The sequence below is a fragment of the Aliidongia dinghuensis genome (assembly GCF_014643535.1).
In the GTDB taxonomy this organism is placed as follows: domain Bacteria; phylum Pseudomonadota; class Alphaproteobacteria; order ATCC43930; family CGMCC-115725; genus Aliidongia; species Aliidongia dinghuensis.
Genome location: NZ_BMJQ01000005.1, coordinates 156,896 through 181,852, shown reverse-complemented (window position 1 = coordinate 181,852; position 24,957 = coordinate 156,896). Strand labels below are relative to the sequence as shown.

At 67.9% G+C, this 24,957-nt stretch carries 25 protein-coding genes and 1 riboswitch; of the genes, 7 read left to right on the top strand and 18 right to left on the bottom strand.

The annotated features are described in order from the left end of the window. Nucleotides 1-24: 24 nt before the first annotated feature. From IEY58_RS11325 to coxB, 15 genes are all read right to left on the bottom strand, one after another. On the bottom strand, nucleotides 25-1,284 hold the full coding sequence (locus IEY58_RS11325) for a M16 family metallopeptidase (RefSeq protein WP_189045709.1): 1,260 nt from the start codon (nucleotides 1,282-1,284) through the stop codon (nucleotides 25-27). Next, on the bottom strand, nucleotides 1,281-2,717 hold the full coding sequence (gene thrC, locus IEY58_RS11320; RefSeq protein ID WP_189045707.1) for a threonine synthase: 1,437 nt from the start codon (nucleotides 2,715-2,717) through the stop codon (nucleotides 1,281-1,283). Before thrC ends, IEY58_RS11325 begins: the two co-directional genes overlap by 4 nt. Nucleotides 2,718-2,875: 158 nt before the next feature. Next, nucleotides 2,876-3,667 (bottom strand): MetQ/NlpA family ABC transporter substrate-binding protein, encoded by a 792-nt coding sequence (locus IEY58_RS11315; protein ID WP_189045705.1) that lies wholly within the window; start codon nucleotides 3,665-3,667, stop codon nucleotides 2,876-2,878. A gap of 15 nt (nucleotides 3,668-3,682) precedes the next feature. Beyond that, a complete protein-coding gene (locus tag IEY58_RS11310) occupies nucleotides 3,683-4,336 on the bottom strand; it encodes a methionine ABC transporter permease (RefSeq protein ID WP_189045703.1) in 654 nt (217 codons plus the stop codon). Beyond that, nucleotides 4,305-5,381, bottom strand: coding sequence for a methionine ABC transporter ATP-binding protein (locus IEY58_RS11305; RefSeq protein ID WP_189045701.1), 1,077 nt, complete (start codon nucleotides 5,379-5,381; stop codon nucleotides 4,305-4,307). Before IEY58_RS11305 ends, IEY58_RS11310 begins: the two co-directional genes overlap by 32 nt. 51 nt (nucleotides 5,382-5,432) lie before the next feature. After that, nucleotides 5,433-5,510, bottom strand: a riboswitch (SAM riboswitch). A gap of 79 nt (nucleotides 5,511-5,589) precedes the next feature. Beyond that, complete coding sequence (locus IEY58_RS11300; protein ID WP_189045700.1) at nucleotides 5,590-6,096, bottom strand: RES family NAD+ phosphorylase; 507 nt, start codon at nucleotides 6,094-6,096, stop codon at nucleotides 5,590-5,592. Then, on the bottom strand, nucleotides 6,093-6,575 hold the full coding sequence (gene parS / locus IEY58_RS11295) for a type II RES/Xre toxin-antitoxin system antitoxin (protein WP_189045698.1): 483 nt from the start codon (nucleotides 6,573-6,575) through the stop codon (nucleotides 6,093-6,095). The genes IEY58_RS11300 and parS overlap by 4 nt, the downstream gene beginning before the upstream one ends. A 78-nt stretch (nucleotides 6,576-6,653) precedes the next feature. After that, a complete protein-coding gene (locus IEY58_RS11290) occupies nucleotides 6,654-8,144 on the bottom strand; it encodes a carboxypeptidase M32 (protein WP_189045696.1) in 1,491 nt (496 codons plus the stop codon). A 26-nt stretch (nucleotides 8,145-8,170) separates the two neighbouring features. Continuing rightward, nucleotides 8,171-8,935, bottom strand: coding sequence for an SURF1 family protein (locus IEY58_RS11285; protein WP_189045694.1), 765 nt, complete (start codon nucleotides 8,933-8,935; stop codon nucleotides 8,171-8,173). 143 nt (nucleotides 8,936-9,078) lie between these two features. After that, a complete protein-coding gene (locus tag IEY58_RS11280) occupies nucleotides 9,079-9,894 on the bottom strand; it encodes a cytochrome c oxidase subunit 3 (RefSeq protein ID WP_189045692.1) in 816 nt (271 codons plus the stop codon). After that, nucleotides 9,891-10,565 (bottom strand): cytochrome c oxidase assembly protein, encoded by a 675-nt coding sequence (locus IEY58_RS11275; protein ID WP_189045690.1) that lies wholly within the window; start codon nucleotides 10,563-10,565, stop codon nucleotides 9,891-9,893. Before IEY58_RS11275 ends, IEY58_RS11280 begins: the two co-directional genes overlap by 4 nt. Nucleotides 10,566-10,569: 4 nt before the next feature. Then, nucleotides 10,570-10,701, bottom strand: coding sequence for a hypothetical protein (locus IEY58_RS34605; RefSeq protein WP_268237564.1), 132 nt, complete (start codon nucleotides 10,699-10,701; stop codon nucleotides 10,570-10,572). Then, nucleotides 10,701-11,621 carry a heme o synthase gene (gene cyoE, locus IEY58_RS11270; protein ID WP_407648387.1) on the bottom strand — a complete coding sequence of 307 codons (921 nt, stop codon included), beginning with the start codon at nucleotides 11,619-11,621 and terminating at the stop codon, nucleotides 10,701-10,703. Before cyoE ends, IEY58_RS34605 begins: the two co-directional genes overlap by 1 nt. A gap of 81 nt (nucleotides 11,622-11,702) precedes the next feature. Continuing rightward, nucleotides 11,703-13,298 carry a cytochrome c oxidase subunit I gene (gene ctaD, locus IEY58_RS11265; protein WP_189045686.1) on the bottom strand — a complete coding sequence of 532 codons (1,596 nt, stop codon included), beginning with the start codon at nucleotides 13,296-13,298 and terminating at the stop codon, nucleotides 11,703-11,705. An 84-nt stretch (nucleotides 13,299-13,382) separates the two neighbouring features. Beyond that, on the bottom strand, nucleotides 13,383-14,222 hold the full coding sequence (gene coxB, locus IEY58_RS11260; protein WP_189045684.1) for a cytochrome c oxidase subunit II: 840 nt from the start codon (nucleotides 14,220-14,222) through the stop codon (nucleotides 13,383-13,385). 301 nt (nucleotides 14,223-14,523) lie between these two features. Here coxB and tldD point away from each other — a divergent pair, with 301 nt between their 5' ends. The 5 genes from tldD to IEY58_RS11235 are packed head-to-tail and all read left to right on the top strand — an operon-like array spanning nucleotide 14,524 to nucleotide 19,559. Further along, nucleotides 14,524-15,957, top strand: a complete 1,434-nt coding sequence (tldD, locus tag IEY58_RS11255) for a metalloprotease TldD (RefSeq protein WP_189045682.1) — start codon at nucleotides 14,524-14,526, stop codon at nucleotides 15,955-15,957. 34 nt (nucleotides 15,958-15,991) lie between these two features. After that, entirely contained in the window at nucleotides 15,992-18,019 is a 2,028-nt protein-coding gene (locus IEY58_RS11250) for a hypothetical protein (protein ID WP_189045680.1), read from the top strand. Nucleotides 18,020-18,032: 13 nt separating this feature from the next. Next, a complete protein-coding gene (locus IEY58_RS11245) occupies nucleotides 18,033-18,632 on the top strand; it encodes a GNAT family N-acetyltransferase (RefSeq protein WP_229743657.1) in 600 nt (199 codons plus the stop codon). Between the two features lie 28 nt (nucleotides 18,633-18,660). Then, nucleotides 18,661-19,143: a hypothetical protein gene (locus IEY58_RS11240; protein WP_189045678.1), complete on the top strand. Its 483-nt coding sequence runs from the start codon at nucleotides 18,661-18,663 to the stop codon at nucleotides 19,141-19,143. Next, entirely contained in the window at nucleotides 19,140-19,559 is a 420-nt protein-coding gene (locus tag IEY58_RS11235) for a secondary thiamine-phosphate synthase enzyme YjbQ (RefSeq protein WP_189045676.1), read from the top strand. Before IEY58_RS11240 ends, IEY58_RS11235 begins: the two co-directional genes overlap by 4 nt. Nucleotides 19,560-19,569: 10 nt before the next feature. Here the strand turns inward: IEY58_RS11235 and IEY58_RS11230 are convergent, their stop codons facing one another. The 3 genes from IEY58_RS11230 to IEY58_RS11220 are packed head-to-tail and all read right to left on the bottom strand — an operon-like array spanning nucleotide 19,570 to nucleotide 23,238. Beyond that, nucleotides 19,570-20,970: a PQQ-dependent sugar dehydrogenase gene (locus tag IEY58_RS11230; protein ID WP_189045674.1), complete on the bottom strand. Its 1,401-nt coding sequence runs from the start codon at nucleotides 20,968-20,970 to the stop codon at nucleotides 19,570-19,572. A 48-nt stretch (nucleotides 20,971-21,018) separates the two neighbouring features. After that, on the bottom strand, nucleotides 21,019-22,383 hold the full coding sequence (locus IEY58_RS11225) for a glutamate--cysteine ligase (RefSeq protein ID WP_189045672.1): 1,365 nt from the start codon (nucleotides 22,381-22,383) through the stop codon (nucleotides 21,019-21,021). A 51-nt stretch (nucleotides 22,384-22,434) separates the two neighbouring features. Further along, nucleotides 22,435-23,238 carry a 16S rRNA (uracil(1498)-N(3))-methyltransferase gene (locus IEY58_RS11220; RefSeq protein WP_229743656.1) on the bottom strand — a complete coding sequence of 268 codons (804 nt, stop codon included), beginning with the start codon at nucleotides 23,236-23,238 and terminating at the stop codon, nucleotides 22,435-22,437. 129 nt (nucleotides 23,239-23,367) lie between these two features. On the opposite strand from IEY58_RS11220, the gene IEY58_RS11215 reads away from it, so the two are divergent. After that, the gene (locus IEY58_RS11215; protein WP_189045670.1) at nucleotides 23,368-24,270 is read left to right on the top strand and encodes a hypothetical protein; all 903 of its coding nucleotides are present in this window, start codon (nucleotides 23,368-23,370) and stop codon (nucleotides 24,268-24,270) included. A gap of 28 nt (nucleotides 24,271-24,298) precedes the next feature. Then, a complete protein-coding gene (locus IEY58_RS11210; protein WP_189045668.1) occupies nucleotides 24,299-24,955 on the top strand; it encodes a DUF2491 family protein in 657 nt (218 codons plus the stop codon). The last annotated feature ends 2 nt before the right edge of the window (nucleotides 24,956-24,957 follow it).

Sequence of the window (24,957 nt, the reverse complement as noted above, 5' to 3'; positions counted from 1 at the left end):
TCCGAAGCGCCATGGCCGGCTCGCTCACGCCTTGAGGCGGTCCAGGATGCGGTCGAAGCTCTCGACCTTGCCGATAGGCCCGAGCGCCGTGAAGGTCGGGGCACCCGAGAATAGCCGCCGGGCGACGCGCCCGACCGCTGCCAGATCGACCTCGTCGATCTTGCGCACCAGCTCCGGCGTGTCGATCGGCCGGCCATAGATCAGCAGCTGGCTCGCCACATGCTCGCAGCGCGCCGACGTGCTCTCGAGCCCCATCAGGATGCTGGCCTTCAACTGCGCGCGGGCGCGGGCGACCTCCGCCTCGGTCATGGTGTCGGCGGCCTTCACGATCTCGTCGCACAGGACCGGCATCAGTTCCTCGACCTCGTCCTCGCCGGTCCCGGCATAGACGCCGAACACGCCGCCGTCGGCATAGGAGGACGCGAAGGAATAGACCGTATAGACGAGCCCGCGCTTCTCGCGGATCTCCTGGAACAGGCGCGAGGACATGCCGCCGCCGAGCACGGTCGAGAGCGTGGAGGCAGCGTAATAATCCTCGTCCGTGTAGGAGACGCCCGGGAAGCCCAGCACCAGATGGACCTGCTCCAGGTCCTTCTCGTCGCGCAGGTCGCCGCCCGCATAGCGTGCGGGCTCGGCCGGCGCGCCCTGATAGGGCGGCAACGCCACGAAGGCACGCTCGGCGAGCTCGACCAGCCGGCCGTGGTCGACAGCGCCGGCGGCCGACAGCACCATCCGGTCGGCTGAGTAATGCCGGTTCATGTAGCCGGCGACCGCGTCGCGGCCGATCGTGCGGATGATCTCGGCCTCGCCCAGCACCGGCCGGCCCATCGCCTGGCCGGGATAGGCCCGTTCCTGGAACCGGTCGAAGATCACATCGTCGGGCGTGTCCTGCGCCTGGCCGATCTCCTGGATGATGACGGTCCGCTCCCGCTCGAGCTCGTCCGGCTCGAAGGTCGAGTGCTGCAGGATGTCCGCCAGGATGTCGATGCCCAAGGCCGCATCCTGCTTCAGCACCTTGGCATAGAAGGCCGTGTGCTCGCGCGAGGTATAGGCGTTCAGGTGCCCGCCGACGTTCTCGATCTCCTCGGCGATCTGTCGGGCCGAGCGCCGCTCGGTGCCCTTGAACGCCATATGCTCCAAGAGATGGGCGACGCCGTTGATCTCGGCCGGTTCGTGGCGCGTGCCGACGTCGACCCAGACGCCGAGCGAGGCGGTCTCGACCCCGGGCATCGTGTCCGAGACGACGCGCAGGCCGTTCTTGAGCGTGGTGATGCGGGCACTCATGCCGACGCCTCGTTGGTCCCAACACCGTTGAACCCGGGTACGTTGGCCGCGACATAGGCCTCGACCGCGGCCAGATCGTTCGCGATCGGCGTCTCGCGCTCGGCCCGCGTCATGAGATCGGCCAGATGCGCCGGCAGCGACGGGTAGATGCCGGTCGCCTCCTCGACCACGTCGGGGAATTTCGCCGGATGCGCGCAGGCGAGCGCCACGCGCGGCGTGCCGTCCTTCAGGCCCTTGGCGCGCGAGGCGGCGACGGCGATGGCACTGTGCGGGTCCAGAAGCTCGCCAGTTTCGCGATGGATCTCGCGGATCATGGCGCGCGTTTCTTCGTCATCGACGCGGTGGGCGCGGATGAGCGCCCGGGTCTCAGCCCAGGCCTCCGGGCTCGCCGGCAGGCGGCCGGTCTTGCGGAAGCTCGCCATGATCGCGGCCAAGGCAGTGCCGTCGCGGCCCGAGACCTCGAACAACAGCCGCTCGAAATTGCTCGACACCTGGATGTCCATGCTCGGGCTCAGGCTCGGCTCGACCGCGCTGATCGTCATCTCGCCGGTCTCGACGAAGCGATAGAGGATGTCGTTGCGGTTCGTGCCGATAACGAGCTCGGCGACCGGCAGGCCCATTCGCCGCGCGACATGGCCGGCATAGACATTGCCGAAATTGCCGGTCGGCACGGCAAAGGAGACCGGCACGTCGGGTGCGCCCAGCGCCACGGCCGAGGCGAAGTAATAGACCACCTGGGCCGCGATGCGCGCCCAGTTGATCGAATTCACCGCCGAGAGGCGATGGCGCGCGCGGAATGGCGCGTCGGCGAACATCGCCTTCACCAGGTCCTGGCAATCGTCGAAGCTGCCCTCGACCGCGAGCGTGCGCACGTTGGGCGCTGCGACCGTCGTCATCTGGCGCCGCTGCACCGCCGAGGTCCGGCCGTGGGGATAGAGGATGAAGATGTCGAGATTGTCGCGGTCGCGGCACGCCTCGATCGCGGCCGAGCCGGTATCGCCGGAAGTGGCCCCCACGATGGTCGCCCGCTCGCCGCGGCGCGCGAGAACGGCATCGAACAGGCGGCCCAGCACCTGCAGCGCATAGTCCTTGAACGCGATCGTCGGCCCGTGGAACAGCTCGAGCAGGAATTCGCCCGAGCCCAGCTGCTTCAGGGGGGCGATCGCCCGATGGTCGAAGCCGGCATAGGCATCCTCGAGGATCGCCAGCAGCTCGTCGCGATGGAACGCGTCGCCCACGAACGGCGCCAGGATCTCGGCCGCCAGTTCCGGATAGGAGAGCCGCCGGAAGCGGCGGATCTCGGCCGCGGAGAATTGGGGAATCTCGGTCGGGACATAGAGCCCGCCGTCCGGCGCCAAGCCGGCGATCAGGACATCCTCGAAGCCCAGCGTGTGGCGATGATCGGCCGGTTGGCGGGTGCTGATGTAGCGCAAAGGCGGCATCCAAACGAAACGGGGGGTATGGATGAAACCCTATCGTTCGCCACACCCCGCCGCAACTGACGCGACCCGATGCCGCCCCTGCGCCTAAGGTGCGGCTCGGCCGGAGTTCATTCCTCTCCGCCCCCATGGGGCAGAGAGGAACTCGGCAATCACCAGGCCGGGATGGCCGACTTCTGGTACTTTTGGTCGATGAACGCCTTGACCGCGTCCGAGTGGTAGGCGGCGATCAGCTGCCGGACCCAGGGCTTGTCCTGGTCCTTCGCCTGCACCGCCAGCACGTTGACGTAAGCCGAGTCGGCGCCGTCGAGCACGAGCGCGTCCTTGGCCGGCGTCAGGCCACTGGTCAGCGCATAGTTCGTGTTGATCGCCGAGGCCGCGAGGTCGTCGAGCGTGCGCGGCAGCTGCGGCGCCTCGATCTCGACGATCTTCACCTTCTTCGGGTTCTCCGTAATGTCGAGCGGCGTCGACTTCAGGCCCTTCGACGGGTCGAGCTTGAACACGCCCGCCTGCTCCAGCAGCAGGAGCGCCCGGCCGCCGTTGGTCGGATCGTTCGGGATACCGATCTGAGCGCCGTTAGGCAGGTCGGCCAGGCTCTTGATCTTCTTGGAATAGATTCCCATCGGGAACACGACCGTCTTCGCGACCGAGACGATCTTGTAGCCGCGGTCGGCAACCTGCTGATCGAGGAACGGCTGATGCTGGTAGGAATTGGCGTCGAGGTCGCCCTGGGCCAGCGCCGCGTTCGGCTGGATGTAGTCGGCGAACTCGACGATCTTGATGTCGAGCCCGGCCTTGGCGGCCTCGGCCTTGACCGCCTCCATGATCTCGGCATGCGGGCCGCCGGTGACGCCGACCTTGATGGTTTCGGCGGAGGCGCCCCCACTTACCAACATAGTAGAGACGAGCGCCGCGGCAGCGAGCGCCAGGTACTTGAACTTCATCGCGGAAAGATCCCCCTATTTCTTCTGCAGGCGTCGGGCCGCGAAATCGCCCAGGCTCTGCACCAGTTGGACAAGCACGATCAGCACAGCCACGACCGCGACCATGACCGTCGGGTTGAAGCGCTGATAGCCGTAGCGGATGCCGAGATCACCCAAGCCGCCGCCGCCGACCGCACCGGCCATCGCGGAATAGCCGATCAGGCTGATGATGGTGAGCGTCAGGCCCCGGAGCAGCGCCGGCAGCGCCTCGGGCAGCAGCACTTTCCCTAGGATCTGGCGTGGGCTTGCACCCATGGCCTGCGCCGCTTCGATCAAGCCGCGGTCGACCTCGCGCAGCGCCGATTCGACGAGCCGCGCGAAAAATGGCACGGCCGCAACGGCGAGCGGCACGATCGCGGCGCCAGTGCCGATCGAGGTGCCGGCGATGAGGCGGGTGAACGGGATGATCGCGACCATCAGGATGATGAAGGGCGTCGAGCGCGTGGCGTTCACCAGCGCGCCCAGCACGCGGTTCACCGCCGGCTGGCGCCAGAGCCCGCGCTCGGTCGTGGCGAACAGCACGACGCCAAGCAGGGTGCCCAGGATCAGCGCCACCAGCGAGGCGGTGCCGACCATGAACAGCGTGTCGTTCAGGCTGTCAAAGAGCTGTTCTAAGAGCGCTGCGGACATGGCCCAGCACCTCCACACCGAGTTCGAGGGATTTGAGATAGGCCAGGACCGCCTCGACGGCGCCGGTCACCTCGACCTTCATCACGCCGTAGGGCCGGCCCTGGATATAGTCGATGGTGCCCGACAGGATGTTGAGGTCGACATTGAAGCGCCGCACCAGGTCGGCGATCACCGGCGCCTCGGCATTGGGCCCGGTGAAGGTGATGCGCAGGATGGTCGAGCCTCCGGGCATCGACTGAGTCACCGGCAGCGTCGAGAAGCGCTCGCCGAACAGCTGGTCGAGCTTCAATTCCGGCTCCAAGCCCCGCGCGATCTCGCGGGCGAGCGGATGGGCGGGCCGGGTCAGCACGTCGAAGGTCGAGCCCAGCTCGACGATGCGGCCCTGCTCCATGACGGCGACCCGGTCGCAGATCTCGCGCACCACCGACATCTCGTGGGTGATGAGCACGATGGTGAGGCCGAGCCGCTGGTTGATGTCCTTCAAGAGCGTCAGGATCGAGCGGGTCGTCTGCGGATCGAGCGCCGAGGTCGCCTCGTCGGACAACAGGATCTTCGGCTCGGCCGCGAGCGCGCGGGCGATGCCGACCCGCTGCTTCTGCCCGCCCGACAGCTTCGCCGGCACCTGCCCCGCCTTGTCGGCGAGGCCGACGAGCTCCAGGAGCGGTGTCACCCGTGCGCGGATCTCGCTTTTCGGCAGGCCGGCGAGCTCGAGCGGCAGGGCGACGTTGTCGAACACGCTGCGCCGGGCCAGGAGGTTGAAATGCTGGAAGATCATGCCGATGCCCCGACGCTCGTGCCGGAGGGCCTCTGCCGAGAGCGCCGTCAGGTCGGTGCCGCCGACGATGACGCGGCCGCGGTCCGGCCGTTCCAGGAGGTTGATAGCGCGCAGCAGGGTCGACTTGCCGGCGCCGGACCGGCCGATGACGCCGAAGATCTCGCCCTCGGCAATGTCGAGCGACACGTCGTCGAGCGCCGAGACCTCGCCTGAGGGCCCGAGGAACCGTTTGCCGAGCGCTTCGAGCTGGATCGCTCCGCCGTTGGCCATAGGTCATCCCCCGAAAACAAAAACCGCCACGGCAGCCAGCCGGGCGGTCCCATTTCGAGGTCCACCCCCGCTTTAGCCGTATTTGTAAGGCGCCCGCAAGCTGAGGAGCAAATCGGCGCCGATGCACAAGACCATATGGGAGAGCGGCCGATATTCACGAGCGGTGATTGTGCATTGCAGCACCGCGAACGGTGCAGACGATAACCGCTTAGCGGGCCGGCGGATGCAGCCGCGTGTCGAGCGCGAATGGTTCCTGTGTCTCGCGGCGATAGGCGCCATCCGCGACCGCCCGGTCGAAAATCAGGTTCCAGCTGTGCGTCGAGACGGCGCTCGGGATGACAACGAATTTGTGCTGTGCGATGAGGCTGTCACCGAAGCGCTGCTGGCCGGCGCTCGGGATGCCGGGGCGGAGCCAGTTGGGATTGGGCACGGTCGCGGGTTCGACGACATGGACCGCCGCCGGATCGAGCACGGTGAGCGACGTCAGCACATGGGCGACGGTATCGAGCGTCGCGAACCCCTTGTGCACCGCCACTTCCAGGATCGCAGTCGCGGGATCGAGCGAGCAATAGACCGCACGGACGCCAGCGCTGTTCCAGCGGCCGCCGACCTGGTAGGCGCCCTCGCCGCTGTCCCAGGTCTGGGCATGTTTCGCCTGGTCGAGGCGCCAGGCGACAAGGCTGGCGCCGCCAAGCGCCGCCGGCAGCGGCGTCAAGCGTAGACGCCGTACTCGAGGCGGCGCAGGAACGCCTCGACCAGCTCGACGCCCGCCGGCGTCTGCAGCAGATCGATCGGCCGTTCCTGGTTGAGCCCGACCGCCGGTCGCTCGAGCCACAGCTCGGCCTCGCGCTGCGAGCCGAACACGGCCGTCGCCTTGGCCAGGATCTCGGCGAACTTCCAGGCCCGGCCGCTCTGCTCGACGCTCAGATGCTTGGCCGGCGTGTCCTTGAGGCGCTGGAACGTGCGCAGGCTCATGCCGACCGCTTTCTCGAGCGATTCGGTCTTCGCCAGCACCAGGAGCTTGTCGACGAGATGCCGGAGCGCCGTTTCCGGCAGGCCGGCCAGCAGCAGCTGATGCGCATCGATCGTGTTCGCCGGCGCCTGGCGCAGCACCCGGTTGCCGCCAAGCAGGTTCACGACCTGCTGCAGCTCCGTCACCGGGCCCGGTGCCTCGCGATGCTTGACGGCCGACATGGCTCCTCCGACAGATGTCGTTTTTAAAATGACACCTGTCGCAGCTCGATTCAAGACCCCAGGGCCGGCCTTGGGGGATCAGTCCTTGAGGTAGCGGTTCTCAAGGTGCCGCTGGAACGCCGCCGTGTCGAGCGGCTTGCCGGTGGCGTCGGTCAGGAGCTCGCTGGCCGAGACCGAGGAGGCGCGGTTGTGGATATTGCGGCGCAGCCAACCCAAGAGCGGCGCGAAGTCGCCCTTGGCGAGGCCGGGCGCGATCGACGGATCCGCTGCCGTCGCCGCCTGGAACAGCTGGGCCGCGGTCATCGCGCCCAAGGTATAGGTCGGGAAATAGCCCCAGAGCCCGACATACCAGTGGATGTCCTGCAGGCAGCCGTCGCGGTCGTCCGGCGGCACGATGCCGACCAGCTCGCGCATGCCGTCGTTCCAGGCGCCGGGCAAATCCTTGAGCTGCAGCCGATCCTCGATCAGCGCACGCTCGAGGCGATAGCGCAGGATGACATGGGCCGGATATGTGGCCTCGTCGGCATCGACGCGAATCAGGCTGCGCTCGACCCGCGTGTTGAGCCGGTAGAGATTGTCGGCGTCCCACGCCGGCCCCCTGCCGCCAAACGTATCGCGCAGGATCGGTGCCGCGAACTCGAGGAACTCGCGGCTGCGGCAGGCCTGCATCTCCATCAGCAGCGACTGGCTCTCGTGCAGGCTCATGCCGCGGGCACGGCCGACCGGCTGGCGCCGCCAGTCAGCCGGCAGGCCGCGCTCGTAGAGCGCATGGCCGGTCTCGTGCAGCACGCCCATCATGGCACGGGCGAAGTCGTCCTCTTCGTAGCGCGTCGTGATGCGCACGTCGTCGGGCGTGCCGCCGCAGAACGGATGGGCCGAGACGTCGAGCCGGCCATGGTCGAAGTCGAAGCCCAGGGCCGCCATGAACTTCAGGCCCACCTCCTTCTGCCGTTCGATCGGGAACGGGCCTTCCGGCTGCACGGGCGCGGGATGCGACTGCTGGCGCTCGATCGCGGCACCGATCGTACCCGGCAGGAAGGCGGAAAGCGCGGCGAACTGCCGGTCGATTTCCGCCGCGGAGCCGTCCGGCTCGTAGGCGTCGAGCAGCGCGTCATAGAGCGGCTTGCCGAGCTTCGCCGCCTTGGCCGCCGCCGTCTCGCGCACGAGCCCGAGCACGGTCTCGAGCTTGGGCCGGATGCCGGCGAAATCATTGGCCGGGCGGGCCTGGCGCCAGGCCATCTCGCAGTCGAGGCTGGCCTTGGTCAGCGCCTCGACCAGGCGCGCCGGCACCGCGGTCGCGTGCAGCCAATCGCGCCGCATCTCCTTCAGGTTGGCGCGCTGCCACGGGTCGAGCTCGTTCTGGCCCTCGGCCGCGACGAACAGGTCCGGCAGCTCGGCCGCGGTCAGGATCTCGTGCGCCATCACCTCGAGCGTCGAGACCTGCTCGGCGCGGGCACCGGCGCCGCCCGACGGCATCATCGCGCTGTGGTCCCAGCCCAGCACGGCCAAGGCCTCCTGGAGCGTGCCGCGGCGGGCGAATCGGGTTTCGAGCTGCTGATAGGGCGTCATCGCATGCACCTTACTTCCCTTCCGGCTTACTTCCCTTCCGGCGCGGGGCCGGGCTTGCGGTAGTGATAGATGAAATAGATCGCGGCCAGGATGATCGCGAAGCTGTACCAGGTGATGGCATATTGCAGATGGTCGTTCGGCAGCGCGATGCGCGTCTGGCCGCCGACCGGGAAGCCGCCGGGGTTCTTCGCCGGGCCGGCCTCGATGTAGAACGGCAGCACTTGCGCTGGATCGAGGCCCACCTTGGCCACCATGCCGGGCACGTCCACGTAGAACCAGAAATTCTCGTTCGGCCGGTTGACCGGCGTCGGCACCAGCCAGCTGAAGATGCTCTTCGGCACGACCGGCACGCGCAGGATGCCGTCGAGCGTGGTCGACCCCTGGATCTCGCCCTCCGGCCGCTTCGCCGGGTCCTTGCGCGCCTCCGGCACCCAGCCGCGATTGACGAGCACGATCTTGCCGTCGGCGAGACGGAACGGCGTTACGACCTGGTAGCCCTCGACATCGCGCGTCGAGAAAGCGCCGATGTAGAGTTCCTTGTCGTTATCGAACGTGCCCTCGCCCGCGACTCGGTGAAAGTCCAGCGCTTGCGCCCCTTCGCCGCTGTCGGGAATCGCGGCCGGCGGGGCCGAGAGGGCGGCCTCGCGGTCGGCGATGAGCGCCGTCTTCCAGGCGAGCCGCTGGACCTGCCAGGTGCCGAGCCCGATCGTCAGCAGGATCGCCGGGATGGTGAAGACGGTCGGCCAGAAGGTGAAGCGGAAGCGGGTCTTCAGGAACTGGATCGTGGACATGCCGGGCACTCGGGCGGAGCCGGGCCGAAGCACGGGCTTCCAAGAAAAATGGCGGCACCGTCGCCGGCATCAGGCCCGGCAGACGGTCGCCGCCATGGAAATCGGGCCGGCCGGCAGGGCGCCGGCCGGTACCTTGACGCTGTTTACTCGGTCGGCGGAACGATGCCGTGGCCGCCCCAGACATAGACGCCGAGGAACAGGAAGAGCCACACCACGTCGACGAAGTGCCAGTACCAGGCCGCCGCCTCGAAGCCGAAGTGATGGTCCGGCTTGAACTGGCCCTTGTAGGCGCGGATCCAGCACACGGCGAGGAACAGCGTGCCGACGATGACATGGAAGCCGTGGAAGCCGGTCGCCATGAAGAAGGTGGCGCCGAAGATGTTGCCGTCGAAATGGAACAGCGCGTCGCTGTACTCGATCGCCTGCAGGCAGGTGAAGGTGAGACCGAGCAGCACGGTGATGCCGAGGCCTTGGAGCAGGCCCTTGCGGTCGCCCTCGATCAGCGAGTGATGCGCCCAGGTGACGGTCGTGCCCGAGAGCAAGAGGATGAGCGTGTTCAGGAACGGCAGGTGGAACGGGTCGAACGGGACGATGCCCTTGGGCGGCCAGACGCCGCCGACCGGATAGAGGCTCGACGAGAAGAACGCCCAGAAGAACGCGACGAAGAACATCACCTCGGACGAGATGAACAGCGTCATGCCATAGCGCAGGCCGAGCTGGACGATCGGCGTGTGATGATGCTGGACCACCGCTTCCTTGATGACGTCGCGCCACCAGTTGAACATGCAGAACAGCACGAGCAGGAAGCCGATGATCGCGACCCACCAGCCGTGCTCATGCATGCCCAGCACCGCGCCGCCCGCCAGCACGCCGGCCGACAGCGACGAGAACAGAGGCCAGGGGCTGGGATCGACCAGATGGAACTGGTGCTTGGGATGACCGGCGGTGGTTTCGCTCATCGGGAAGACTCTTTCGCGGGACGAGGTGAAGACGGAGCGGCGGCCGGTGCGACCGCGCCAACCTGAACAGGCGCCGACTGAGATCCCCCTGCCCGGTTCTCCGCCGTCGGCTTCGTCGGATTTTTGGCCTGAAAAAACGTGTAAGACAAGGTAATCGCGTCGATATCGCGCGTGTTCTTGTCCTTGAGGATCTCCGGCGAGACGAAGAACGTGACCGGCAGGTCGGCGGTCTCGCCCGGCCCGAGCGTCTGCTCGGTGAAGCAGAAGCACTCGATCTTGTCGAAATAGGCACCAACCGTGAGCGGCGTCACGTTGAAGGTCGCGGTCCCCGTGATCGGGTGGTCCGACTTGTTGGTGGCCCGGAACGCAACCAGCGTCTGCTCGCCCGGATGCACGCGCACGTAGGGCTGGAGCGGCTCGAAGCGCCACGGCAGATCGGGCGACACGTCGGCGTTGAAGCGGACGGTGTAGAGCTTGCCGCCGACCGCCCCCGGCGCCTGGGAAGCGCGCTGGGTCGTGCCCTCGAAGCCGGTCGCCTGGCAGAACACGCGGTAGAGTGGCACCGAGGCGAAGGCGAGCCCGGTCATGGCCGCGACCGCGCCGACCAGCACCAAGAGGGTGCGGGTGTTGCGGGAAGCCGAAGCGCGAGGGGAGGAGGGCGGACGCGGCATCGGTCTAATGGATCAGCCGGACGATGGTGATGAGGTAGAACAGCACGCAGAGCCCGACCAGGACTGCGAGCATCGCCCGGTTGCGCGCCTTGCGCCGCTTGAGGAACTCCTCGATCGAGATCGACATGGGCGCCATCAGCCGATGAACCTGCCGTGCACGCTGTCCAGGATCAGGACCGCGAACAACAGGAAGAGATAGAGGATCGAAAAGCCGAACATCCGCTTCGGCCATTTGTCGGTCCGGTCGAACCAGACCATGACGGCGAACGCGGTGAAGCAGGCCGACAGCACGGCCGCGAGCGCCAGGTAGACGAGCCCGGCGATGCCCATGAAATAGGGGGCGACCGCGATCGGCCAGAGCACGATCGTGTAGATCAGCATCTGCTTCTTGGTCTCGCGCGGGCCCGCCACGACCGGCAGCATGGGCACGCCCGCCTTCTGGTAGTCGCCCGAGCGGAAGAGCGCCAACGCCCAGAAATGCGGCGGCGTCCAGAAGAAGATGAGTGCGAACAGCACGACCGACGGCCAGCCGATGTCGCCGGTGACGGCGGTCCAGCCGACCATCGGCGGGAAGGCGCCGGCCGCCCCGCCGATCACGATGTTCTGCGGCGTGCGGCGCTTCAGCCACATGGTGTAGATGAAGACGTAGAAGCCGATGGTGCCGGCGAGCAGCAGCCCGGCAGGGATATTGACCGCAAGGCCCATCAGGATGACCGAGCCCGCGGCCAGCACCACGCCGAAGGCGAGCGCCTCGTTCGGCTGCATGCGGCCCGCCGGCAGCGGCCGGCCCAAGGTCCGGTTCATGACCGCGTCGATGTCGCGGTCGTACCACATGTTGATGGCGCCCGACGCGCCCGCGCCGACGGCGATGCACAGGATCGCGACCGCGGCCAGCACCGGATGGAGATGCCCGGGCGCCACCCACAGGCCGGCAAAGCCGGTGAAGACCACGAGCGACATCACCCGCGGCTTCAGGAGGGCCCAGTAATCGCCGACACCCGCCTCGCTCAGGGGAACGCTGCGGGAGCCGATCTCGGCGGAGGTCACGTCAGTCACAATCACATTCCGAAGCTCGTCCGGCCGCCGCTCGCGTTTCATGCGATCGGCGGCCGGATCGAAGGTCCCCGAGACCGCCGGTTACTTGATGACCGGCAGCTCGTTGAAGGTGTGGAACGGCGGCGGCGACGACACGGTCCATTCAAGCGTCGTAGCACCGGGGCCCCACGGGTTGGCCGCCACCTTCTTTCCGGCGGCGAGCGTGTAGATCACGATCGCGACGAAGAACAGCGTCGCGCCGTACGAGATATAAGAGCCGATCGACGCCACGTAATTCCAGCCCGCGAATGCCTCGGGATAGTCGACATACCGGCGCGGCATGCCGGCGAGGCCGAGGAAGTGCATCGGGAAGAACGTCAGGTTGACGCCGACGAAGGTCAGCCAGAAGTGCAGCTTGCCGGCCCATTCCGGATACTGCCGGCCCGACATCTTGCCGAACCAGTAGTAGAAGCCGGCAAACATCGCGAACACCGCGCCGAGGCTCAGCACATAGTGGAAGTGCGCGATGACGTAGTAGGTGTTGTGCAGCGCCACGTCGAGGCCGGCATTCGACAGCACGACGCCGGTGACACCGCCGACGGTGAACAGGAAGATGAAGCCGACCGCGAACAGCATCGGCGTCTTGAACTCGATGGAGCCGCCCCACATGGTCGCGATCCATGAGAAGATCTTGATGCCGGTCGGCACGGCGATGACCATGGTCGCGGCCGTGAAATAGGCGCGCGTGTCGGGGTCGAGGCCGACCGTGTACATGTGGTGCGCCCACACGACGAAGCCCACGACGCCGATGCCGACCATGGCATAGGCCATGCCGAGGTAGCCGAAGATCGGCTTCTTCGAGAAGGTCGAGATGATGTGGCTGATCATGCCGAAGCCCGGCAGGATCATGATGTACACCTCGGGGTGGCCGAAGAACCAGAAGAGGTGCAGGAACAGGATCGGGTCGCCACCGCCGGCCGGGTCGAAGAAGGTCGTGCCGAAGTTGCGGTCGGTCAGCAGCATGGTGATGGCGCCGCCCAGAACCGGCAGCGACAGGAGCAGCAGGAACGCGGTCACGAGCACCGACCAGGCAAAGAGCGGCATCTTGTGCAGCGTCATGCCCGGCGCGCGCATGTTCATGATCGTGGTGATGAAGTTGATGGCGCCCAGGATCGACGAGGCGCCGGCCAGATGCAGCGAGAAGATCGCCATGTCGACCGCCGCACCCGGATGGCCGGCCTTGCTCGACAAGGGCGGGTAGATCGTCCAGCCGGTGCCGGCGCCGCCGTCGACGAACGCCGAGCCCAGGAGCAGCGCGAAGGACGGGATCAGCAGCCAGAAGCTGATGTTGTTGAGCCGTGGGAACGCCATGTCGGGTGCCCCGATCATGAGCGGTACGAACCAGTTGCCGAAACCGCCGATCATGGCAGGCATGACCACGAAGAACACCATGATGAGACCGTGGGCGGTCGCGATCACGTTGTAGAGCTGGTGGTCGTCGTGGAACAGCGGCGCGCCCGGATGCTGCAGGTTGATGCGCATGATCACGGAGAAGGCGCCGCCGATGAGGCCGGCCACCACCGAGAAGATCAGGTAGAGCGTGCCGATGTCCTTGTGGTTCGTGGACATCAGCCAGCGCTGAACGAAACCGGGGTGGTGATGCCCGTGGTCGTCGTGAGCGTGGGTTGCTTCAGCCATGGTCTTGCCCTTCGGTCCTCTCCTAACGGGGGCTTGTTCCGGGCGCTGCAGAGGATCGCCGCGCGCCCGGGGCTTGCCAATTGATTATTGTGCCGCGGCCAGCTTCACCGCAGGCGGCGCACCGTCTTCGCGGGCGAATTTCTGCTTCGCCGTCTCGACCCACTTCTGGAACTCGTCCTTGGAGACGACGTGGATCTTGATCGGCATGTAGGAATGGTTGACGCCGCAGATCTGGTTGCACTCGCCGTAGTAGGTGCCTTCCTTCTCGACGTTGAGCCAGACCTCGTTCAGGCGGCCGACGACAGCGTATTTCTGCACGGCGAGCGAGGGCACGAACCAGCTGTGCATCACGTCGTTGCCGGCGATCTGCACGCGTACGTTCGTGTTGACCGGCAGGACCACCTCATTGTCGACGTCGAGCAGGCGCTCCTGGCCCGGCTTCAGGTCCTTGTCCTCGATGCCGTAGCTGTCGAAGCCGAAGTCGCCATTGTCCGGATAGGAATAGTGCCAGTACCACTGCAGGCCGGTGACCTTGAGGGTGAGCGGCGAATCGGGCACGCGCTCCTGGAAATAGAGCAGCTTGAACGACGGGAAGGCGATCACGACCAGGATCAGGATCGGAATGACCGTCCAGGCGATCTCGATCAGCGTGTTGTGCGAGGTCTTGGAGGCGACCGGGTTCTTCGACGCGCGGAACCGGATCGCGACGTAAAGCAGCAGGACGGCGACGAACAGCGTAATGGTGCCGATGATCCAGAGCAGCAAGTTGTGCAGCGAGGCAAGCCGGTCGCCGACCGGGGTCACCATTTGCTGCAGACCCATCTGCCAATCATGCGGCTGATCCGCCAGCGCCGCGCCCGAGAACAGCGCGAGGGCGATCATTGCCGCGAAACCCAGGAATTCCCGCCCGACAGTTCGCTTCATATTCTTCCTACCTGCCAATAGGTGCTCGGGCCGCCGCCCCTCATGAAAATCGCTAGCCGAAATCGGTCCGACGAGCATCCAACCGCATGAAGGATGAGGCCAATTCAAGGAATGGCGGGCACCCTACCGCAACTGCGCGTCCGGTCACAACACCCAGAACAAACGCACGAGCCCTGCTTCGTGGGGAGTGTGGCATCAATACGGCAGCGACGCGGCAATTCCGCTGTTCCCGGCGCGGAACCGTCGCTCTATCATGGGGGTTCGTCATGGTTTCGTCTTGCTGCCCCGGAGTTGCCGTCCGATGACCGATCTCGCCGCGACCGATTCGCTGTTCTTCGAGCGCGCGGGCATGGACCCCGCCCGCGTCGAGAAGCTGGTCGAACAAGCACTCGACGGCATGGATGACGGCGAGCTGTTCCTCGAATACAGCCAGTCCGAAGCGCTGTCGTTCGACGACGGCAAGCTCAAGAGCGCCAGCTTCGACACGTCCCAGGGCTTCGGGCTCCGCGCGATTTCGGGCGAGGCGACCGGCTATGCCCATTCCGGCGAATTGAGCGAGGCCGCGATCCGGCGCGCGGGCGAAACCGTGCGCGCGGTCAAGACCGGCCACGGCGGCACGCGGGCGGAGCCGCCGCGCGGTACGAACCAGGCGCTCTATACGGACCTGAACCCGCTGTCGGCCGTGCCGTTCGAGGCCAAGGTCAAGCTCCTGGCCGAGATCGACGCCTATGCCCGCGCCCGCGACCCGCGCGTGCGCCAGGTCATGTGCTCGCTCATGGGCGAATGGAGTGCTGTCCAGATCCTGCGCGCGGACGGCGTGCGCGTCGGCGACATCCGGCCGCTGGTGCGGCTCAATGTCTCGGTCGTGGTCGGCGACGGCGACCGCATGGAGACCGGCTCGGCCGGCGCCGGCGGCCGCACCGCCTATGACCTCTATCTCGACCCGAAGCAATGGCAGGCCCAGGTCGACGAGGCGCTCAGGACGGCCCTCGTCAATCTCGACTCGATCGCGGCCCCGGCCGGCGAGATGACCGTCGTGCTGGGCGCCGGCTGGCCCGGCATCATGCTGCACGAGGCGGTTGGCCACGGGCTCGAGGGCGATTTCAACCGCAAGGGCCTCTCGACCTTCACGAACCGTATCGGCCAGCGCATCGCAGCACCCGGCGTCACCGTCGTCGACGACGGCACGATCCCGAACCGGCGCGGCTCGATCACGGTCGACGACGAGGGCACGCCGTCGAGCCGGACCGTGCTGATCGAGGACGGCATCCTCGTCGGCTACATGCAGGACCGGCTGAACGCCCGCCTCATGGGCGTCGCCGCGACCGGCAACGGCCGGCGCCAGAGCTATGCCCACCATCCGATGCCGCGCATGACCAACACGCTGATGCTGGGCGGCAGTCACGCGCCGGACGAGATCATCCGCTCGGTCAAGCGCGGCCTCTATGCCGCCAATTTCGGCGGCGGGCAGGTCGACATCACCAACGGCAAGTTCGTGTTCTCCGCCTCCGAGGCCTATCTGATCGAGGACGGCCGGATCGGCGCCCCGGTCAAGGGGGCGACCTTGATCGGCAACGGGCCGGAGGCCCTCACCAAGATCACCATGATCGGCAACGACCTGAAGCTCGACGACGGCATCGGCACCTGCGGCAAGGACGGCCAGGGTGTACCGGTCGGCGTCGGCCAGCCGACGCTCCGCATGGACGGGCTCACCGTCGGCGGCACGGCGGCGTGAGCCTCGATCGATCTTCGCGTTCGTAACGATCCCGATGAAACGGCTTTCGTACCTTCTGGCCGCGTGCGGCCTCGCGCTTGCTGGCCCCGCGCTTGCTGGCCCCGCGCTTGCTGGCCCTGCGCTTGCTGGCCCTGCGCTCGCCGACTCCGCACCCCTCGGCTCTGCGCCCCTCCAGGCCCCGTGCGATCTCGACAATGCGCCGTCGAGCCGGTGGAGCGTCGCGCACGACCATGGCGCCGCCTGGCTCACCACGCCTTGCGGCGAGCGCTTCTTTTCGGCCGGCGTCAACGTGCTTGACGGTGGGGCACCCGCCCGCGAGGCGGACGGGCGGGTCTGGTACAGCTGGACCGCGTTTCAGCCCAGCCTAGAGGACTGGGTGCACGAGACGGTGACGCGCGTCACGTCCTGGGGCTTCAACTCGGCCGGCGGCTGGTCCCTGCCGCCCGACCAGCTGAAGCTGCCGCAGATCCCGGACCTGGAGCTCGGACGGCTTGCGCGCTTCCACTGGTTCGATCCGTTCGATCCCGCGACCGAGGCCGCCATGCGCGCGGAGGCGGCGGCGCTCGTCCGGCCCTACAAGGACAGCCCCTATCGGATCGGCTATTTCACGGACAACGAGGTCGGCTGGTGGAACGGTGCGCTGTTCGTGTTCTACAGCAAGGCGCCGGCCTCGAATTTCACCAAGCAGCGCTGGGTCGCGTTCCTCGAGGATTTCTACGGCCGCAACTGGAGCCGCTTCGCGGCGGATTTCGAGCCGCCGGCCGGTGTGAGCGACTGGGCGGAACTGCTCGCCGCGGAAAGCGTGACCAAGCTCCGCCCCGGCAGCAACGGCATCCAGGCGGTGCGCGCCTGGACCGGCATCGTGGCCGAGCGCTATTACGCGCTGGCGGAGCGCACGATCCGCGCGGCCGATCCCAGCGCGCTCATCTTCGGCGACCGGCTGCCGATCTATTACGACCCGATCGCGATTCGGGCCGAGGCCCGCCACGTCGACGTGATCGCGACCAACTACAACGTCGACAGCCCCGACGGCTGGATCGCGCGTTATTTCTTCGACGGCCTGCACCAGCTCACCGGCGGCAAGCCGGTGCTGGTCTCCGAATGGTTCTATGCCGCGAACGAGAACAGGACGGGCAACCGCAACAACGGCCATCTGATGACGGTCGCGACCCAGGCCGAGCGGGCCCAGGGGGCCGCGACCGCGATCGGCCAGTTCGCGCGCATCCCCGACCTCGTCGGCATGCACTGGTTCCAATATGCCGACCATCCGAAGGGCGGGCGCGCCGACGGCGAGGACTATGATTTCGGCCTGGTCGACATCAACAACCGGCCCTATGAGCGGCTGCTGGCCGCCGTGTCTGAGGTCAACGCCCGCCTGCCGGGGCTCCATGCCGCGGCCGGCCCGGATGGAGCGCGGCAGACCGACCGCAAGGAGATCTCGATCCCCTATGCCGAGGTCACGATCGGCGACCGGACCCTCGGCGACTGGCCGAAGGAGGCGGCGCTGCTGCCGCCCCTGGTCGCGGCCCCCGGCGAAGTGCCGTTCGGCGAAGCTTATCTCGCCTGGAACCGCGACGGGCTGGCACTCGGCACGATCGGCCAGGACTATTACGACCTCGACCTGCTCGCCTATGACGGCGCCTTTCCGCTGGCCGAGGCCTATCGGGTCGAGCTGGGCGTCGACGCCGGCAGCGGCATCAAGCATTTCACGCTCTATTTCATCCCACCCAAGACCAAGGTGCGCGACTATCCGCAGATGAAGGCTCTGCTGTGCGCCGGCATCGCCGCCGTGCCGGCCGACCCGCAGCCGCAATGCCGGCCGGTGCCGGGGGCGCTCACCAGCTATTTCGGCGCCGATCAACCGCGCATCACGTCGGAGAGCCTTTTGCCCTGGACGGCGCTCGGGCTCGACGGCCCGCCCGCCGGCGGGCAGCTGCGCGTCGAGGTCTCGGCCACGGCGTGGCATCGCTCGCGCTGGATGTCGCTCTCAGGCATGCCGCCGGAGCAGGGCTGGGCCCGGCCCAAGCGCTGGGCCGTGGCCCGGCTCGAGCCGGTCTCGTGAGGAAACTGGCCTCGTGAGCACGGCCGCACCCGCGGCGCCGGTGCCGCCGCTCACCCGGATCGAGACGCCGCGCCTGATCCTGACGCTGGCGCCGCTCGAGGCGGCACCGCGGGTCGTGGCCTACCAACGGGAGAATTGGGAGCATTTCGCCCGCTGGAGCGCGCCGCGCGGCAGCGAGGAACTGTCCGTCGCGAACTGGCGCCGCCGGCTCGAGCAGTTCGCCGCCGACGAGCGCGCCGGCATGGCGCTCCGGCTGATGCTGTTCCGCGACCGCGACCTTTCGGGTCCGGTCCTGGGCGTCATCAATTTCACCCAGATCTTCCGCGGCGCGTTCCAGGCCTGCTATCTGGGCTATGCGATCGACTATCGGCTCGAGGGCCGCGGGCTGATGCGCGAGGCGCTGGAGGCGGCCATCCGCCATGTGTTCGATGCCATGAAGCTGCACCGGATCATGGTGAACTACATGCCGTCGAACGAACGTAGCGCGGCGCTCGCCCGGCGCCTGGGCTTCATTCCCGAAGGCATCGCCCGTGACTATCTCTATATCGACGGCGCCTGGCGCGACCATGTGCTGACCGCGCTCACCAACCCGGCGGCGCCGAAGCTGGGCTAGGCAGGTCCCGCTGACGCGAGCATGACCCGTGACCGATCTCGAAACCCAACCCGCTGAAGCCGCGGCCCTCGAAGGGGCCTCGCTCGACGAGCGCGCCCTGCTCGGCCGCCTCGCGGCGCTCGAAGCGGCGGGTCGGATCCGGCTCGCGGCCGACCGCCGGAAACTGTCGCACATCGATTTCCCGCTGGCGCTCGAGGCCGACAGCAACCAGTGGGTCTATGCCGTCGTCATCGTGGCCGGACTCGTCTGGTGGCGCTTCGGCACGCCGCCAGGCCTTGCTGCCGCCGTGGCAGGCTTCCTCGTCTACCAGTCGGTCGGGCGGCGCGTCATCGCCCGCCGGCTCGAACGGCGCATCCGGACCCGCGGCCTCAGCGAACTCGAGACCTGGCGCAAGCTGTGGCGCTTCGGCGGCGTGATCCTGACCAATCCGGCGACCGGCGAAACCTGTCAGGGACCTGACGGGCGCTGGATGGGTTTCGTCCAGGGCGTCGAGCGGAGGGCACCACCATGAGGCAGGTTCAGACCCGCATCGCGATCGAGACCCAGGGCGGCGATCTCACCGACATCACCCGGGAAATTGCGGCCTGGCTTGCTGCGACCGGCCTCGCCGACGGGCTGGTGACGGTGTTCTGCCGCCACACCTCCGCCTCGCTCGTCATCCAGGAGAACGCCGACCCCGATGTTCAGCGCGACCTGATCGCGTTCTTCCGCCGGCTGGTGCCGGAGGGCGACCCGCTCTACCGCCACACGGCCGAAGGGCCGGACGACATGCCGGCCCACGTCAAGGCGGCGCTGACCCAGACTCAGCTCAATATCCCATTCGAGCGCGGCCGCCTGCTGCTCGGCACCTGGCAGGGCATCTACGTCTTCGAGCACCGCCGCCGGCCGCACCAGCGCGAGCTGGTGCTGCACGCGCTGGGCGACTGACACCTGACCTTCATCGCCCCGCCGGCGCCACGCGCCAGATCGTGCCGTTGCCGTCCTCGGTCAGGAGCAGCGCCCCGTCGTGGGCGACCGCGACGGCGACCGGGCGGCCCCACACGTCATCGTCGTCAGCGACGAAGCCGGTCAGAAAGTCGCGATAGCTGCCGTCGGGCCTGCCGTCCTTGAACGGCAGGCGCACGAGCTTGTAGCCGGTGCGCTTCGCCCGATTCCATGAGCCATGCAACGCGACGAAGGCGTCGCCGCGATATTCGGCGGGAAAGGCCGCCGGAGCGCCCTCGGGCGGATCATAGAACGCAATGCCGAGCGGTGCGGAGTGCGGCTGCAGCAGCACGTCCGGCACGGTCACGTGGGACGCCAGGTCCGGCCGCTCGCCCTTGTGCCGCGGGTCCTCGTGGTCGCCGATGTAATACCAGGGCCAGCCGTAGAAGCCGCCCTCGCGCACGGCAGTGACATAATCGGGCGGCAGATCGTCGCCGAGCCCGTCGCGCTCATTGGTGACGCACCAGGGCATGCCGCTCCGGGGTTCGAGCGCCAGGCTCACGCAATTGCGCAGCCCCGTGGCGTAGGGGTGCGGCGCGCCGCCGGTCGGCGCGAAAGCGAGCACCGCCGCCCGGTTCTCCTCGCCGTCCCAGGCGGCGCCCAGGCCGTGGGTAGCCTCCCAAGCCGCACGCTGGGCGGCGTCGAGCCGCGACAGCCCCTGGGCATCGTTCGAGCCGGAACCGACCGAGACCAGCATCCGGCTGCCGTCGGCCGAGAATTGCACGTCGCGCGTCCAATGCCCGCCCGCCGGCAGGTGCTGAACCACGATCTCGGCCCGGCCGAGCGGCTTCAACTCGCCCGGCCGATAGGGGAAGCGGACGACGGAACTATTGTTCGCGACATAGAGATACTGCGGCGCCGGCCCGGGCGGATAGAACGCGATGCCGAACGGCGCATTCAGCCCGTCGGCGAAGACCTGGTTGACCGACGGGCCAGTGGCTCCATCGGCGGCGTCGCGCAGCACGCGGATGCGGTCGGCGCCGCTTTCGGCCACGAAGATGTCGCCGTTGGGCGCCACCCGGATCTGGCGCGGGGCGGAGAGCCCATGCGCGAATTCCCGGACGGCGAAGCCCGGCGGCACGTGAAGCGTGGCACCGGCCGGACGATCGACGAGGCCGGGCGAATTGCTGGCCGACCGGCTGGCATAAGGCGGCGGCAATTCCTCCGGCCGGATAAGCCGCCCGACGCCGGGCGCATCGGCGCGCCAGTCGCCGTAGGCGGCCGCACCGGTCAGAGGCGGCGAGTCGGCCAGACCCGCGGTCGAGATCGCGGCGGCCGCCAGACCACTGACCGCGAGCCCGCCCAGCACTCCACTCAGCACCCCCCTCAGCACCAAGATCCGCAAGGCGCCCATCCGCATCCTCCCCAAAAGAGGAGCCTCAGCGAGGAGCGCCCCGGCAGATCAATACGCGTAATCGGTGAACACCGGATCAACCGATCCGTGCCATTTCGTCTCGTAGTCCTTGAGCAGTTCCTCGGCCGGCGTGCGGCCCGATCCCGCGATCTGGAACAGCGTGTCGAGGAAGAAGCCCTCGTCGTCGCCGACATTGTTGCGCCGGGCGCGGTGATGGAGCCCGTCGCGCGAGATCGCCAGCACGTCCAGCGCTACCTCGCGCAGCGTGCGGCCCCGGAACGGCACGGCCAGGCCCTGGCGCGGCACCTGGGCGCGCAGCGCCGTAATCTCTTCGACCGTCCAGTCCTTGACCAGCTCCGAGGCGGCATCGAGAGCGCGGGCATCGTAGAGCAGCCCGACCCAGAGCGCCGGCAGCGCGCAGAGCCGCCGCCACGGGCCGCCGTCGGCACCGCGCATCTCCAGGAATTTCTTGAGGCGCACCTCAGGGAACGCCGTCGTCAGATGGTCGGACCAGTCGCCCATGTGCGGCAACTCGCCCGGCAGCGCCGGCAGGCGGCCGGCCATGAAGTCGCGGAACGACTGGCCGGCAGCGTCGATATACTTGCCGTCGCGGTAGACGAAGTACATCGGCACGTCGAGCAGATAGTCGACATAGCGCTCGAAGCCGAAGCCGTCCTCGAACACGAAGGGCAGCATGCCGGAGCGGTCGTTGTCCGTGTCGGTCCAGACGTTGCTGCGATACGAGAGGAAGCCGTTCGGCTTGCCCTCGCTGAACGGCGAGTTCGCGAAGAGGGCGGTCGCGACCGGCTGCAGCGCCAGGCTGGTGCGGAACTTCCGCACCATGTCCGCCTCGGACGAGAAATCGAGATTGACCTGGACCGTACAGGTCCGGTGCATCATGTCGAGGCCGAGCGAGCCCACCTTGGGCATGTAGCGGCGCATGATGTCGCTGCGCGCCTTGGGCATCAGCTGCATCTCGGCCCGCGACCATTTCGGCTCGAAGCCGAGACCGATCATGCCGATGCCGAGCTCGCCCGCGACCTCGCGGACCTGGCGCAAATGGCCATTCACCTCGGCGCAAGTTTCATGAATCGTCTCGAGCGGAGCGCCGGACAGTTCGAACTGGCCGCCCGGCTCGAGCGTGATCGAACATTGGCCCTGCAGCAGCGCCACCGGCCTGTCGTTCTCGTAGACCGGCTCCCAGCCGAAGCGTTGCATGCCTTCCAGGAGCGCGCGGATGCCCTGCGGGCCGTCGTAGCCGACCGGGCGGTGGTCGGCCAGGCGGAAGACGAATTTCTCGTGCTCGGTGCCGATGCGCCAGGCGGCCTCGGGCTTGCAGCCCTGGGCGAGATATTCCACCAGCTGGCTCTTGCCGGTGATATCGGCGCCGCGCTCGTTCGGAGGTGCAGACATGCGGTATGGGCCTCTGGCGAAGATGCGACCCGGAGGTCGGGCGGGCATCGTTCAGATGGGGACGGCGTCCGTCGTTTGAAGAGCACCGCGCACGGTATCCCAATCGCCGGCGAGCGCCTGGAACACCGCGAGCGCGGCAAGCGCCGCGGTGTCGGCGCGAAGCACGCGGGGCCCCAGGCCGACGGCGGTAACAAATGGAAGTTTGCGAAGCGCGTCAAGCTCTTCAGGCGCAAAACCGCCTTCAGGCCCGATCAGCAGGGCCCAAGGGGCGGCGCGCGGCGCACCGTCGGCGAGCGCGCGGGCGATCGACGGCGCCCGGCCGGTCTCGTCGCAGACCATGAGGCGCCGGCCGACCGGGAAGCCATCCAGGAAACGATCGAGCGGCTGCAGCGCCTCGACCGCGGGCACGGTGAGCCGCTCCGTCTGCTCCGCCGCCTCGCGCGCGTTCGCCTGGAGCCGCTCGACATTGACGCGGGCCATGTTGGTGCGCCGGGTCATGACCGGCAGGAGGCGGGTGACGCCGAGTTCGGTCGCCTTCTCGGCGATATAATCGATGCGCGCGCGCTTCACCGGCGCGAAGGCGAGCCACAGGTCGCGCTCTGCCGTCTGGGCCCGGGTCTGGACCTCGAGTGCCACGAGGCCACGGTTCTTCCCAAGCTCGACGATCCGGCCCCGCCATTCGCCGTCGCGCCCGTTGAACAGGCTGAGGCCGTCGCCGGGGCCGAGCCGCAGCACCGCACGCAGGTAATGCGCCTGGTCCGCGTCGAGCGGCACCGCGAGCCCGGCGCCGAGCGGTGGCGTCACATAGAGGCGGGCCGAGACATTGAGATCCTCGTCTTCCATGGCGAGCGGCATAGCATCGTGCCGCCCGAGGGGAAAGCGCCGTGCTGCGGCTCGGCCCTTGCGTCCGGACCCCCGTACGCTATATCTCCGGGTCGCACGTCGCCCAAGGGCGAGACCGTCGAGAGGCACCAGACCCTCCCTATGCGCAATTTGCTGCATGCCGCCGCCGTCCTGGTGATGTCGGCCTTTCTGGTGCTGAATCCGACCATCGCGGACGCCAAGGCCACGGGTTCGTCCTCGTCGGGCCGGTCATCCAACGGCTACAGCCGCCCGATGACGCCACCCTCGCCTCCTGTTACCGCAGCCCCATCCGCGCCCAGCCCATCCGCACCAAGCAGCGGCACCTCGTCGCGCGGCTACAGCCTGCCCGGCCAATCCGCGTCACCTTCGACCGCCGCACCTTCGACAACAGCACCCCGCGTCCAGTCGGGCAGCGACGCGGCGCTGTCGCGCCAGGCGTCGGGCAGCGCGCTCAAGAGTTACACGGCGCAGCAGGAGCGTGCGGCCTATGCCCGCTCCGCCCCGCCGCCGACGCCGGTGACGCCGGCCTTCAGCCGCTATTCCGGCCACTATTCGAGCTACGATTCCTGGTATTCGAGCCGCAGCGCCTGGTACGGCGGCATGGGCTGGGGCCCGCCGGTCTATGCCTACCGCTCCTACCCGTCGTTCGGCATGTGGGACGCGCTGTTCCTGTGGTTCATGCTCGATTCGATCAGCAACGCGAGCCACGCCGCCTGGTTCTACAACCACCAGCAGGATCCGGGCTATGTCGACTGGCGGCGCGAGGCCGACCGGCTCGCCGCCGACAATGCCGACCTGCGCCAGAAGCTCGACGATCTCGACGGCCGGACGAAGGCGCTCGAAGGCCAGCCGCGCGACCCGAACTACATGCCAGCCGACACCAAGCCGGAGCTGGCGTTGGCCTCGGAGCACGCGGTCACGCAGGCGCCCCCCTCGACCGGCCATCCGACGCTCTATTTCGTGCTCGGCATGGCCGTCGTCCTGGGCGGGCTCCTGGTGCTGCGCCGGTCCCGCCTGGTCTGACCGTCCCCCAAGAGGAGACTTCTCGCCGATGTCCTCGTTCCAGGCGCTCGCGAACCTGATCAAATTCAAGCTCGCCGGCCGGCCCTATCACGCGAGCCTGTTCCGCGTCGGCATGGTGCTGGAGCCCGATCCGACACCGTTCATCCTCGCGGCCGGCGCCATCAAGGTCGCCGACCCGACCGGCGGCGAGAAGCTGGTGGTGAGTGCCGTCGTGTCGCTCAAGGCCGGCGACGTGAACCTTACCCGCCTGCATCTGGGCGACAGCGGCAAGTTCCTGCAGCTCGCCGTCTCGGACGATGGCCGGGTCGAGGAATGCCGCTATTTCTCGCTCGTCGACCGCGAGACGCCGCCGGACGAGGATACCTGGGACGTCTGGCTCAACCCGGACCAGGGCCTGATCGGCTGGCCGCAGTTCCAGACGCTCGACGGCCAGCTCTACGACCGGGTCTGGTCGCCCGGCCTCTCGCGCATCGAGCCGATCGCGTTCGAGGCGAAAGTCACCGCCGCCGACGGCAGCCATACGCTCGACACCCGCGCCATGCTCTACGTGCGGACGACCGGCCTCGCCGAGCCGGCGCCGCAAGCCGAATATCTGATGGTCGCCGTCGTGGAGAACGGCGAGGAGGCATGGGTCGATCTCCATGCCGGCATCGATCTCAATCCGGCCGCGCTCACGCTCGCCTGATC

Excerpts from the sequence above, each read along its gene's own strand:
- IEY58_RS11325 (WP_189045709.1), bottom strand. The coding sequence starts at position 1,284 with ATGAGTGCCCGCATCACCACGCTCAAGAACGGCCTGCGCGTCGTCTCG.
- IEY58_RS11315 (WP_189045705.1), bottom strand. The coding sequence starts at position 3,667 with ATGAAGTTCAAGTACCTGGCGCTCGCTGCCGCGGCGCTCGTCTCTACT.
- IEY58_RS11310 (WP_189045703.1), bottom strand. The coding sequence starts at position 4,336 with ATGTCCGCAGCGCTCTTAGAACAGCTCTTTGACAGCCTGAACGACACG.
- IEY58_RS11305 (WP_189045701.1), bottom strand. The coding sequence starts at position 5,381 with ATGGCCAACGGCGGAGCGATCCAGCTCGAAGCGCTCGGCAAACGGTTC.
- parS (WP_189045698.1), bottom strand. The coding sequence starts at position 6,575 with ATGTCGGCCGTCAAGCATCGCGAGGCACCGGGCCCGGTGACGGAGCTG.
- IEY58_RS11290 (WP_189045696.1), bottom strand. The coding sequence starts at position 8,144 with ATGACGCCCTATCAGCAGCTCGAAACCCGATTCGCCCGCCGCGGCACG.
- IEY58_RS11285 (WP_189045694.1), bottom strand. The coding sequence starts at position 8,935 with ATGTCCACGATCCAGTTCCTGAAGACCCGCTTCCGCTTCACCTTCTGG.
- IEY58_RS11280 (WP_189045692.1), bottom strand. The coding sequence starts at position 9,894 with ATGAGCGAAACCACCGCCGGTCATCCCAAGCACCAGTTCCATCTGGTC.
- IEY58_RS11275 (WP_189045690.1), bottom strand. The coding sequence starts at position 10,565 with ATGCCGCGTCCGCCCTCCTCCCCTCGCGCTTCGGCTTCCCGCAACACC.
- IEY58_RS34605 (WP_268237564.1), bottom strand. The coding sequence starts at position 10,701 with ATGGCGCCCATGTCGATCTCGATCGAGGAGTTCCTCAAGCGGCGCAAG.
- ctaD (WP_189045686.1), bottom strand. The coding sequence starts at position 13,298 with ATGGCTGAAGCAACCCACGCTCACGACGACCACGGGCATCACCACCCC.
- coxB (WP_189045684.1), bottom strand. The coding sequence starts at position 14,222 with ATGAAGCGAACTGTCGGGCGGGAATTCCTGGGTTTCGCGGCAATGATC.
- tldD (WP_189045682.1), top strand. The coding sequence starts at position 14,524 with ATGACCGATCTCGCCGCGACCGATTCGCTGTTCTTCGAGCGCGCGGGC.
- IEY58_RS11250 (WP_189045680.1), top strand. The coding sequence starts at position 15,992 with ATGAAACGGCTTTCGTACCTTCTGGCCGCGTGCGGCCTCGCGCTTGCT.
- IEY58_RS11235 (WP_189045676.1), top strand. The coding sequence starts at position 19,140 with ATGAGGCAGGTTCAGACCCGCATCGCGATCGAGACCCAGGGCGGCGAT.
- IEY58_RS11230 (WP_189045674.1), bottom strand. The coding sequence starts at position 20,970 with ATGGGCGCCTTGCGGATCTTGGTGCTGAGGGGGGTGCTGAGTGGAGTG.
- IEY58_RS11225 (WP_189045672.1), bottom strand. The coding sequence starts at position 22,383 with ATGTCTGCACCTCCGAACGAGCGCGGCGCCGATATCACCGGCAAGAGC.
- IEY58_RS11220 (WP_229743656.1), bottom strand. The coding sequence starts at position 23,238 with ATGCCGCTCGCCATGGAAGACGAGGATCTCAATGTCTCGGCCCGCCTC.
- IEY58_RS11215 (WP_189045670.1), top strand. The coding sequence starts at position 23,368 with ATGCGCAATTTGCTGCATGCCGCCGCCGTCCTGGTGATGTCGGCCTTT.
- IEY58_RS11210 (WP_189045668.1), top strand. The coding sequence starts at position 24,299 with ATGTCCTCGTTCCAGGCGCTCGCGAACCTGATCAAATTCAAGCTCGCC.